Annotated in this window: 8 protein-coding genes and 1 CRISPR repeat array; of the genes, 1 reads left to right on the forward strand and 7 read right to left on the reverse strand. The window is 65.2% G+C overall.

Going from position 1 to position 11,136, the window contains the following annotated elements; all coding sequences use genetic code 11:
* The first annotated feature begins 13 nt into the window (after nt 1-13).
* A CRISPR array of direct repeats spans nt 14-544; the repeat unit is 37 nt; unit sequence GTTTCAATCCGCGCCCGCTCAAGACTGAGCGGGCGAC.
* A 180-nt stretch (nt 545-724) separates the two neighbouring features.
* The 7 genes from cas2 to RUU78_RS10115 are packed head-to-tail and all read right to left on the reverse strand — an operon-like array spanning nt 725 to nt 8,428.
* Complete coding sequence (cas2, locus tag RUU78_RS10085; RefSeq protein ID WP_313916176.1) at nt 725-1,018, reverse strand: CRISPR-associated endonuclease Cas2; 294 nt, start codon at nt 1,016-1,018, stop codon at nt 725-727.
* Between the two features lies 1 nt (nt 1,019).
* A complete protein-coding gene (gene cas1c / locus RUU78_RS10090) occupies nt 1,020-2,060 on the reverse strand; it encodes a type I-C CRISPR-associated endonuclease Cas1c (RefSeq protein ID WP_313916178.1) in 1,041 nt (346 codons plus the stop codon).
* Entirely contained in the window at nt 2,053-2,673 is a 621-nt protein-coding gene (cas4, locus tag RUU78_RS10095; RefSeq protein WP_313916180.1) for a CRISPR-associated protein Cas4, read from the reverse strand. Before cas4 ends, cas1c begins: the two co-directional genes overlap by 8 nt.
* Before the next feature lie 27 nt (nt 2,674-2,700).
* Entirely contained in the window at nt 2,701-3,588 is an 888-nt protein-coding gene (gene cas7c / locus RUU78_RS10100; RefSeq protein ID WP_313916182.1) for a type I-C CRISPR-associated protein Cas7/Csd2, read from the reverse strand.
* Complete coding sequence (gene cas8c / locus RUU78_RS10105) at nt 3,585-5,348, reverse strand: type I-C CRISPR-associated protein Cas8c/Csd1 (protein WP_313916185.1); 1,764 nt, start codon at nt 5,346-5,348, stop codon at nt 3,585-3,587. The genes cas7c and cas8c overlap by 4 nt, the downstream gene beginning before the upstream one ends.
* Nucleotides 5,345-6,085, reverse strand: coding sequence for a type I-C CRISPR-associated protein Cas5c (gene cas5c, locus RUU78_RS10110; protein ID WP_313916187.1), 741 nt, complete (start codon nt 6,083-6,085; stop codon nt 5,345-5,347). Before cas5c ends, cas8c begins: the two co-directional genes overlap by 4 nt.
* Before the next feature lie 51 nt (nt 6,086-6,136).
* Nucleotides 6,137-8,428, reverse strand: coding sequence for a CRISPR-associated endonuclease Cas3'' (locus RUU78_RS10115; RefSeq protein WP_313916188.1), 2,292 nt, complete (start codon nt 8,426-8,428; stop codon nt 6,137-6,139).
* Nucleotides 8,429-8,707: 279 nt separating this feature from the next.
* Here RUU78_RS10115 and RUU78_RS10120 point away from each other — a divergent pair, with 279 nt between their 5' ends.
* The gene (locus RUU78_RS10120) at nt 8,708-10,858 is read left to right on the forward strand and encodes a TerD family protein (RefSeq protein ID WP_313916190.1); all 2,151 of its coding nucleotides are present in this window, start codon (nt 8,708-8,710) and stop codon (nt 10,856-10,858) included.
* The last annotated feature ends 278 nt before the right edge of the window (nt 10,859-11,136 follow it).

Here is an 11,136-nt window from a genome sequence, read left to right on the forward strand (position 1 = left end):
CTGGTTATTAGACGTTTCATTCCGCGCCGGAACACGTCGGAGCGGGCGACCCTGTGGTTCGGTCCGGAAGGAGGCAGCGTGGAAGTTTCAATCCGCGCCCGCTCAAGACTGAGCGGGCGACACTATTGCTCGAAGTCGTGCAAGGCGGTCGAACAGGTTTCAATCCGCGCCCGCTCAAGACTGAGCGGGCGACGCGAGCGCAGGCCAGAATGGCATTGAACGTGTTGTTTCAATCCGCGCCCGCTCAAGACTGAGCGGGCGACGAGAGCGACGCGCAGTGATGATGCGCAGTGACCGTTTCAATCCGCGCCCGCTCACGACTGAGCGGGCGACGTCTTGGCCTGGGCCTGTATCTGCGTGATCTTGGTTTCAATCCGCGCCCGCTCAAGACTGAGCGGGCGACAGATGACGGCGATCTTGTGCCCTGGCGTGATCGTGTTTCAATCCGCGCCCGCTCAAGACTGAGCGGGCGACTAACCGGCCAGCGGGCCGCATAGGACCAAGCATGTTTCAATCCGCGCCCGCTCAAGACTGAGCGGGCGACTCCGCGTCCCCAAGTTGCTGTTTTGCTGGAGCATGCAGCACGGGAATCGCGAACCCCCGGCGGTCAGGCTGGGGTGGGGGCATCCTAGCGGTATCGGCGGATGCGAAAAAGAGAGGTGTGACAGGCGCTTGCGGTACGGCGCGAAGGATGCGGGTTTTACGGGGTCGCTGGGGGTTCGCGTCAGAGCACGAGGGCGCCGTCCTTGAAGTCGGTCGCGCGGAAGTGGCCGTGCTGAGTGACGTTGAGTTCATAGGTGCCGGTGACGCGGTAGAAGCGCAGGCAGTCCTGATCCGGATTGATTTCGCTGAGCAGGCGGCGTTCGAGTTCTTCGAACTGAATCAGTTCGATGCGGCATTCGAAGACAGATTTCTGTACGCGTTGACCGACCCGTTCGCAGGCTTTGGCAACACGCCGCAAGCGGCGGCGGCCTGCGCTGGTTTCGGTCGATACGTCGTAGCAGACGATGACGAGCATATCAGCGCGCCAGGAATGGAAGGTAGGTTTCGGCATCGCCGCGCAGCACACGCGCAAGAACGCGAGCTTGCAGTTGCGGCAGCAGGCCCAGCGGCACATCGGCATCGAGCACGGGATGGCCGACCTCGTCCTTCTTGCGTTCCTGCCAAGCAATGCTGACTGTCCTGTGCGCGTCGTCGGACATCAGCACGGCGCCGCCGTCGGTGGTACGGAAATCGGCTGCCTTGACCTGGCCGCGGTTGATCAGCGTCAGCACCAGGCGGTCGGCGAGGATCGCGCGAAACTCTTCGACCAGGTCGAGGGCGAGCGCTGGCCGTCCGGGTCTCGCAACGTGCAGGAATCCCACCTGCGGATCGAGTCCTGCGGCCTCGGCCGCGCTGCGGCATTCGTTCGTCAGCAGGGTGTAGACGAAGGACAGCAACGCGTTGATGCGGTCGCGCGGCGGGCGGCGCGAGCGCAGCGAAAGGCCGAAGTCGGTACGCAGGTCCGTGCGCAGCAATTTCGAGAAAACGTCGAAGTAGCACCGCGCGGCTTCGCCTTCGACACCACGCAGCACATCCAGGTCGGCAGCGGCCGCGCACGCGCGTAGCGATGCTTCGAGATGCTGTCCGGCCGCAGTCAGCGCCGTGGCGTCATCGGCCGACTTGCTGTCGCGCGCGCCGCGCAGGAGCACATGTCGCGTATTGCGTATCTTGCCGGCCACGAAGCAGCGCGCGAGCGCGAGCGACGCGACCGGATCGGACGCGCGCGCAAACTGGGCCTGACGCAGCAGCACGTTGCCGGCCATCGGTCCCTCGACGCGTGCGCGGAAACGGCCGTTGCGATCGAGGAAGACGATGCCGACGCCACGCTCCGCGCAGTGTCCCAGCAATGCGGGAGAAATCAGGATGTCGCCGGTCAGCACGATGCCGCCGAGGTGATGCAGCGGAACGCGCAGCCGCGTTTCCTTTTCGAGTTCGATACGGACCGTGTCGTTGTCCAGGCGCAGATAGCTGCCTTCGGTCTGGACGTAGAGCGTGTTGAGCAATTGGTATTCACTCATCGGAAATCTCGAATAGCCGGCCCGCGGCATGGCGGTAGGCCTGCCCGGGACCGAACAGTCGTGGCTGGCAAAGCGACTGCATCGAGCATTGCCGGCAGCGCGCGTCGTCGACCGGCGGCGGCAGCACGGCCGCGGCGAGCATCGAGCGGATCGCTAGGACGGCCTCAGTCACCGCGTCGCGTAGGGTCGCGTCGATCGCGACCTCGCGCCGGCGCCGGGAACCATGGTGGTACAGCGCGCCGGCGACGACGGGCCTGCCGGTCATTTCTTCCAGGCAGATCGCCTGCGCGGCCAGCTGCAGTTCGTCGTGCCGGTGCGAGCGGCGCTTGCCATGCTTGTATTCGACCGGAAACGGTGTGCCGTCGGGAAGGAATTCGACGACATCACCCTTGCCGACCAGACCCAGCCGCTCGCACCACAGCGGCATGCTGCGTTCGACGCGACGGCCCGGCAGCGTTTCGATGCCGGGCTGGTCGACCAGGCTGTGTACGGCACGTCCGCGCAAGGTGTGGACATTCTCGACGAACGCCTGCTCGACATGGATCAGCGCGCACTGGCGCGGACAGTAGCTCCAGTGCTGTAGGGCTGAGATCGGGATGGCGTCGGCGTCCACGGCATGCGTTCGTACATGCGGCGACGATCAGCCGACCTTGCGCAGCAAGGTGACGCCATTGGGCAGCGCGGTTTCGTCGATCGCCACATGGTAGTCGGCGAAAGATCGTGCCGCGTTGGCCGCATCACCCTGGCGCGCGACCGTCACGGTATCGAACAGCGCGTGCGCAGGCGCGTTGCCCATACGCGACTCATGGCGGAACACGTAGAGCCCTCGCGTCGACATCTCGCCGCGCGCGGCCGAGCGGTCGTGCTCGAATGCGTTGCTCAGTGCTTCCCAGAGCAGATCGAGATCGGCCTCGGAAAAACCGGTCTGCGCTGCCAGCGGCGCGGACACGAAGCCATGGGCGCGATAGAGGCCGTAGGGAATCGTGAATTTACGCCCCATCGTGCGGTTGTCGCCGCCCTGTTTCTCGGCGTCCTCTTCCTTGGTCACGGCCATGCGCGTGATCGCATGTTCGAGCGTAACGACCGGGTCCACCGAGCGCGCGAACGTGAGCTGGACCGGGCCGCGCACCTGACCGCAGTTCACGCCAGTGGACATGACCGCGCCGAAGGTGCGTACGTCATAGAAGTTCTTGCACATCCAGGCGCGCGCTTCGTCGGTCTTGTCGCCCCCTTTGCGTTTCTTGTCGTCGCTCTTGAGCAGGTCGCCAGCGCCGATCCCGATATAGGCGCGCTCGTGCTGCTTGTTCAGCACGGCCTTTTCCTTGACGTAGATTTCGAACGGCGGCTGTTCGCTTCTGGCGAGGCCTACGTAGTTGCGCACCTTGCGTTTGATGCAGACGTCGGTCACGAGACCGTCGCCGCTCTCGGCATCCAGGCGCGGCAGGTTGCCTGCATCCGGATCGCCGTTGGGGTTGCCGTCCTTGACGTCAAACAGCAGCACGAAGTCGTAGCGGTTCTCGATGCTCATGTTTCTTCCCCAGTGGTTTCTTCGATGGTTGCGCCGGATTCCGCGGCGTCTTTCTTGCTGGCGTAGAACGACTGTTGCTGGTGGTAGTAGCCGATGGCGAACAGGCCCTGCTCCTGAAGGTTCAGTCGCGACGGGAAGCCGCTGATTTTGTCCACGATTTCGCCGATCAGTTTCTCAAACCGTACCGCCGCGCCTTTGCGCTCTCCCTTCACCTTCGACAGGTGATGGTTCTTCAGCTTGAGCAGGATGGGGAAAACGGTGGCCGGCGCGCTACTTGCCGCGCCGTAGTAGCGGTCGAGGATGGTCGCGTTGATGCCGGGCTGGGCGTCTTGCTGCAATTTTTCGAGCACGGAGAACAGGCGGCCCAGGCAATAGCCGGGCGATGCGTTGTCGCGGTCCAGACTCACGGTGAGCTCCTTGCCGGGAAGGGAAGCGTTGCGAATGAGGCGATTTAGCGAGGCCTTGATCAGCGACGCGCGCGGATAGGTGATCGCGCGCTCGGCACGGCAGCGGCGCACCGCGGCCTGCAGCAGCGCTGCCGGATACGGCGTCTGGCTGAGGATCGCGCGTATCGTGTCGCCGCCAAGGTTCGGCGGGATGTTCTCGGACTTGCCGAGCACGGCAGTCGAGACGAGCAGGCGAAAAAGGGAAAGGTAGTCTTTTTCGAAACCTGCATGAACGATCTTCAGGTCGGCGTGGTGCTGATGGACTGCCAGCGCGATGTCCTTGACGCGCGCGTGATGCCAGAACCGGATGGCGAGACGGGCGGCGTTCGGCGCCAGGCCGAGCACGAAGAACTCGGTTTCCGCATCCTCGCCGACGTATACGCCGTTGTGGATCGAGGCGTACAAGTTACGCACCGCGTGGCTGCCGCGATCCGGATCGTCGTCCTTGGGCTCGCCACCGAAGAGCGATGAAAACCCTTCTTCCAGCGAGGTATCGCCAGCGGCCCAGAACACCGTCGACGCGTCTCCGACCTGCATGCGCTGGGCGGAGCCTTTGCGCAGCAGGTGATTCAGTGCCGTCGTGTAGTTGAAGGCGGCGCGCTCGCCGACGGGCGCGTTGCCTCCCTGTTGTTTGGCGTACGAATTGAACGCGTCCAGATTGAACGAGACGATATTTGCGCCCGAGGTCTGGGCTCCCCAGACGCCTTTGATCGCTGGGTGCAGTCGTGCGATGGCGTCACTGCTGCCGGTGACGAGGCAAAAGCCGGCGGCGTCGTCCATCGCCTCGGGATTTCCCGCCGTAATCGCGCTGATGGCGGGGCGCTGGCAGATCAGGGCCTCGACGTCATCGCTAAGGCGAAAGCTGACGACCGGATTGGTTTCGCGGATCTCCGCCCAAGCCGGTTCCTGTTCCAGCCGCGACAGGTCCACCGCTGACAGGAACTGATGCAGCGCACGCAATCCTGGGTCGTCTCCGGCGGCGTGCAGTTCGTCGAGCCGCGCCTTGAACGCGGCGTGCTGCTTGCCGACACGCTCGGGGTTGCCGCGACTATCGATGCCGAGCGCGTATTCGGCCGTATCCCAGAGCAAGTTGGCGGCGACGCCCGAGGTCTTCTTGACGCCCTGTGGAACGAGAAACGTCATCGCCTGACGCTGCTTGCCGGCGCCCGAGCGCGTGTCGTCGATCTGCACCAACTGTCCGGCGCCGTTGATGACGACGACGAACGGAATCGGTTTGGGCTCGAAGCCCGCGGGTGCCAGCGCATTGCGTGCGCGCTGGCGCTGGTAGTAGCCGTCGAGTGCCTGCAGGATCATCCGCGCACCTCCGCACTGTGCCGGGCCGGAACGTCGATGGCGCCGTTCCTGAGCAGCGGCCGGTAGAACAGCGGTTTTGGCGACGCATGCGGCGGCGGACCGAAGTCCATGTCGTACAACGTCCAGCCCAGATCGCGTTCGCCGCGCAAGTCGTCCGGCGGCACGAAGGGCTCGGCCATGGCATCGACCAGCCGGAAACTGCAGGAGAATTCGCGCGCGCCGAGATAGGGCTGGTTGAAGCACTGGCCCTTGCGCGCGCGCCGCTCGAACATCGCCGCGTATTTCGCATCGGTCTCGGGCTCGGCCCAGGCCTGCGCTTCGGCCGCGTCGGCCACGACCGGGCCGCGTGGGCCGTGTTGCGTGGCGGGTGCGTCGACGCGCTCGAAGTTTGCGTGCAGGCGGTAGCGCACGTCACGCAGGAGCAGCGCGGCGCGCTGCTGGCGTTCGTCCTCGATGCGCAGTTCCAGGTGTCCCTTGCCGGCCTTCATGGCTGCGCCAATGGTTCCGGCCGTCGCGACGGCGCCGACTTCGTTGCGGCGAACGGTACTCCAGCGGATCGGCCGGCAAACCTCGATGCGGCTGACCTGCCAGCGGATCGCCGGCTTCCACAGCACGGCCTCGAAGATCGCGCGCGCCGCCGAGGGCGTGATCACGTCGTAACTGACCCGCTCCGATTTCATCTCGGGGCGGGTGAACAGCGCGAAGTCGCCGGCTACTTCCAGGCAATGGGATCTCATCAGGTCTCCAGTTGTGGACGTACGAACTGCCGAACGTTTATACACTGCCGCCTAGAAGACGAGACTCTCAGCCGCGCCGTGGTCGTCGGGCAGCAGCAGGCCGAGCACTTTGTCATAGCGGCTGTCGACGGCGAACCAGAGTCCCGCGCGCTCCTCGACGTCGCCGTTTCGCAGCATCCGGTCGAAGATCTGCCGAGGGACGTTGACGCCGTAGCGCTGCAGCTTGCGGCGCAGCCATTTCGCATCGCCCTGCTTGTCCAGCATGTGCAGCCACTGGCCGGCGGGAGAAGGCTGGTCCGGTTCGGGCTTGTACGGGACGATCACCGTTTCGGCATCTTCGTCGATGAGGCGGAACTTCTCGGCGGCGGTGCGGAACGCGGCTTGATCGGGATGAAGCAGATGCCCGATCTCCTGCTTGTCGAAGCCGCCCTTGGCGTAATAGCGATCGAAATACGTGCGGAATGTCGCGGGCGCGAGCGGATCGCCGAGCAGGCCTTCCCGTGTCATTTCCTTGGTGACCAATTGCGCGTGTCCCGCCGTATCGCGCGGCGGCGCGCCCGGTGGAACGAAGACATGGACGTTTCCGCGTTCGCGCCTGCCTTCGCGGTTGCAGCGCCCTGCGGCCTGGGCAATCGAATCCAGGCCTGCCAGCGCGCGGAACACGGCAGGGAAGTCCAGATCGACGCCAGCTTCTACGAGGCTCGTCGAAATGACGCGCAATGGTCGCGGGTCGCCTTCGCGCCGCGCGCGGAGCCGACGCTGGATGTCGTGGATCGCCCGGCTGCGGTGGGCTGGACACATCAGCGCGGACAGATGGACGGCGTCCGGGTCGCTCAGCAACTGGAACAGATCGCGCGCCTGCCGGCGCGTATTGACTATCACGAGAGCTGCGGGCTCGGCGACGATACCTGCTGCGAGATCTTCCCAACTCGTCGGCGCGTTCGGATCCGCTGGCATATGGATGTCGACGCGCCGTAGCGCGTCGTACAAGACGAGCGGATCGTCGATCAGGTCATGTGCGTCGTCGATACCGTCGAGCAGCACGGCGTTCGTGACCGGCGCGCGCCGCGTGGCAAGCATGGGCTGCGTGGCTGTGCACAGCACCACGCTGACGCCGTAGTGGGCGACGAGCAGCCTGAGCACGCGCAGCACAGGCGCGAGAAAGTCGCGCGGCAGCATCTGTGCCTCGTCGAGCACGATCACGCTGCCGGCAAGGTTGTGCAGCTTGCGGCAGCGGCTGGTTCTGCTGGCGTGCAGCGATTCGAACAACTGCACATTGGTGGTGACGATCAGCGGCGCGTCCCAGTTGTCGGCGGCAAGGCGGCTTGCGTGGTTCTCGCGCAGTTCGGACACGTCGAGATTGCTGTGGTGCTCGATGACTGCGTTGTCGCCGAGCGCCGCGAAAGCACTGCGAAACACCTCGGCGGTCTGTTCGATGATGCTGGTATACGGGATCGCATACACGATGCGGCGTCGCTCGTGCCGAACCGCGTGTTCCAGCGCGAAGGCCAGCGACGACAGGGTCTTGCCACCGCCGGTCGGGACGGTAAGGCGGAAGAATCCGGGTTTGAGGCGCGCATCGGCCCCTTTGGCGCGGCACTGCGCGAGCACTTCGGCACGAATCCGGTTTACCGCGCTCGGTGATGCGCCGTCGCCGCACGCGGCTGCGGAAAGCGCCGCCATGTGCGCGTCGAACGCGGACTTGAGCGCCTGCAGCGTCGGATAGCCGCTGCGCGCGGAATGTTTCGATAGGTCGAAAAAGCGTTCGCTGTCGAGGAAATCTGCGTCCACCAGGCAGGAGAACAGCAGGCGCAGCCAGAGTGCGAAGCCGTCGCGCCCACCCGGGCATGCAGATGTCGGCGGCGTGTCCGCTGCCAGCAGATCGGCGGGAACGCCGCCGCTCATGGCTTCCTGATACTCGGTCTGCGCCATCGGACTGGCGAGGCGGGCGCGCAGGCTTGCACCGGCACCACTGGATTCGTCGCGATCCGGCAGCCCGGTATGGTGTCCTGCGATCAGGAACGCCAGTATCTCGCCCTTCTGTTTGCCGAGTTCGCGCTGCGCATGTTTGGCGCCCGCGTGCGAGTGGCTGATGCGCGTAGCAGCCGTCTCGATATGCGCATCCACGTCGACGGCGACGCGCAGCTTGCGCTGGAAGCCCGCACGGTATTTGCCGAGGTCGTGCCAGATGCCGGCGAGGTGCGCCCAGTCGGCCGCGCCGAAGCCTTGTGCGAATCCGGCGGCCAGCGCGGCGGTCGCGCGCAGATGCTCGGCGAGGTCGTGGAAGCGCGGCTGGCCATTCTCGATGCTGGCGTGAGCGACAGCGGATTCGGTGGAAGACATCGGCAGCTTCCCCGGGCGGCAGATGCGGCGATAGGAACATCGGGGTGTCTCATATGTCGAGACAACCACGACACTGCTTCATCGAGTCGCGCTTCCAGCAGCCGCGCGATGAAGAAGGTCGGGGCCGGCTTCATCCTATCCCGCCCCCCGCAACAACGGGGCAATCCGCAGCGCCTGCGTCGGCGTTGCCGGCGGAGGACGGGGTCAGGTTAGCTTGCTGGCGATACTCACGACGTTAACCCGCCCCATTACGGGCGGTTTGGCCGCTGAAGCCGTCAAATGCTATCGTTTCCGCGGGCGGCTATGGGGGTCCTTCCTTCTAACCCTTCTGAAATAGGGTCCCCGCTCTCCGCCCTTTCTTTTTTTCCTCCCGCCAACATGATGCAGATTCTGCTTCGCCGCAAATCGATGGTGGTGCTCGCGCGCGGAGATGGCGAGACACCGACCGCTGTGGTCGCGACGATCCAGCGCAACCTCGCCGCCTACGGCTATGGCCTCTCGCCGGAACTGGAGGCGCAGGTCGCCAGCCTTGGTTTGGACGCGGCGGTTGATTTCTACCGGCGGCTGGAGCGCGAACTCAAGCTTCTTCTCGGCGCGCACAGAGTATTCAAGCCGCTGTACCCCGGCTTTCCGAAGCAGGTGATGGCGCTGTCCGAGGGCGAGCTCTACCTCAATGCATTGCGGCATTACTGGGGCCTGGTCGACGCGTTTCCTGACGGGCAGCATCGCCCGCCATCCAAGGAACAGCCGAAGCTGCGCCGCATCGGACTCGGAACGCGCGCTGACGTCGAAGCCATCGTCGAGCGGCTGGCGCGGGCCAAGACGCCGTATTCGCCGCAGGATCGCGAAGACGTCGCGCATTTCGTCGTGCAATACGGCCAATCGTTCGCGCGCTTCCTGCCCGCAACGGTCGGCTGCAAAGAGAATCTCGCTGTGCTGGCGGGTACGTTGCTGAGGGAGGGCATCGACCCGACGGCGCTGGATGCGAGTGTGCGCACGGCCACGGACGTCCTGCGCATCGCCGTTGGCATGTGCGACGGCGACGTGTCGTTGTCGGAGCCGACGAAATTCGGCCGTCTGCCGCGCGCGGTACGTGTGAGGTTGCTGGGATGGCTCGAGCGCTCCGCCTCGCGGCTCGAGGACATGCAGCGCTGGGAAGGTCGCTGGATCCGCCTGGGCGAGCGGCTGCACCCCGGCGAGTACGCGAAGCGGTTTCCAGAGACCGCCAAGGCATTCGCTGACTTGCGTAATGGCCGCCGCGAACGTGGCTTCAACAGCCGCGTCGAAGCCGCGCTGGATCACGGTGCGATCGCGTCGGCGGTCGAGTCGCTTCGCGCGCGGCCCGGCGAGTTGGCGCGTCGGCTGGACGTGCTGCTGCGACGCGGCGGGGGCGCAGGCGTGCTAGAGGCTTTCGCCGTCGTCGCACCGAAGGTAGCGACGCCGGTGCTGCTGCAAGTGCTGACGCACTTCCGCCACCGGGGCGAGCCAGGGTTGCGCGTGTTTTTCCCGAAGGGCCAGTTGGCGAGTGTATTCGCGCGCAACGACGCGCTGCCCGCGCTCGGCCCTGGCGTGGCCGCCGACATCGTGGCCCTTTGCGATCGTACGCTCGTGGCGCGTTTTGCTGCATTGGCGCCGTTAGGCCGCTGCTATCTCGATCCGGCGCTGGCGCGTTATCTGGCGCCGTTCTCGCAACGCTCCGCGGCCAAGGCGCTGCGCACGATCGTGCGGGGAAGTCGAATTCCGATCAGTGACGCACCCACGCTGCGCTTTTTCACGTGGTGGCGAAATGGCCGCGGCCGCGTCGACATCGACTTGTCCGCGGCAATGTATGCCGATGACTTCAAATACGTCGACACGCTGGCCTATTACAACCTCCGCAGTTTCGGTGCGTTCCACAGCGGCGACATCGTCGACGCCCCCAGGGGTGCGAGCGAGTTCATCGACATCGACGTGGACCGATGCAGGCGCATCGGCGTGCGCTACGTGGTGGTCTGCATCAGCAACTACACGCGCCAGTCGTTCTGCGACTTGCCCGAGTGCTACGCCGGATGGATGGCAAGACACCACGCGAACTCCGGCGAGCCGTATGAGCCGGTGACGGTGGTGGACCGGTTCGACGTGTCGGCCGCCACCGAGTTCTGCTTGCCGATGGTGTTCGACCTGCAAGCACGCGAGATGATCTGGGCCGACATCGCCATCGCCACGTCCCCTTACTGGCAAAACAACGTCCACAGCAACCTCGCTGGCGTGTCCCTCATGGTCCGGGCCCTCACCCAGCTGCGCAAGCTCGACCTTTACACGCTGTTCGAACTGCATGCGCGCGCGCGCGGCACGCTGGCTGACCTGCCCGAAGACGCCGACACGGTGTTCGCCGAGCACCACGGAATCACGCCGAAAGACCTGGATCGTATCTGCGCCGAATTTCTATAGCCTCACTCCGGGAGTGCTGTCGTCACCCGCGTGCGAAGACGTGGTCATGTTGGCCTCCTGGGTCTTGGACGGCCTCCAATGGGTGGCCTGATCTTGGTTGCTCTGCTCGACACAGGGTTGTCGCAGCCTCAACTTCAGCAAACGTCCCCAGCCGGGGCCCTACGCTCTCGCCCGACGTGGTGCCCCGATTGAAAACGGACGCGTCTATTCAGCACCCACCCTAAACCGCCCGATCTCGATCTCGCCCTTGGCCGTATCCAGCCGCCGCGTCACGGCTT

This window comes from Tahibacter sp., assembly GCF_032229445.1.
In the GTDB taxonomy this organism is placed as follows: Bacteria; Pseudomonadota; Gammaproteobacteria; order Xanthomonadales; family Rhodanobacteraceae; genus Tahibacter.

Bases quoted from the DNA above. Each gene is read 5' to 3' on its own strand.
- cas5c (WP_313916187.1), bottom strand. From the start codon at position 6,085: ATGAGATCCCATTGCCTGGAAGTAGCCGGCGACTTCGCGCTGTTCACC.
- RUU78_RS10120 (WP_313916190.1), top strand. From the start codon at position 8,708: ATGCTATCGTTTCCGCGGGCGGCTATGGGGGTCCTTCCTTCTAACCCT.
- RUU78_RS10115 (WP_313916188.1), bottom strand. From the start codon at position 8,428: ATGTCTTCCACCGAATCCGCTGTCGCTCACGCCAGCATCGAGAATGGC.
- cas2 (WP_313916176.1), bottom strand. From the start codon at position 1,018: ATGCTCGTCATCGTCTGCTACGACGTATCGACCGAAACCAGCGCAGGC.
- cas8c (WP_313916185.1), bottom strand. From the start codon at position 5,348: ATGATCCTGCAGGCACTCGACGGCTACTACCAGCGCCAGCGCGCACGC.
- cas1c (WP_313916178.1), bottom strand. From the start codon at position 2,060: ATGAGTGAATACCAATTGCTCAACACGCTCTACGTCCAGACCGAAGGC.
- cas7c (WP_313916182.1), bottom strand. From the start codon at position 3,588: ATGAGCATCGAGAACCGCTACGACTTCGTGCTGCTGTTTGACGTCAAG.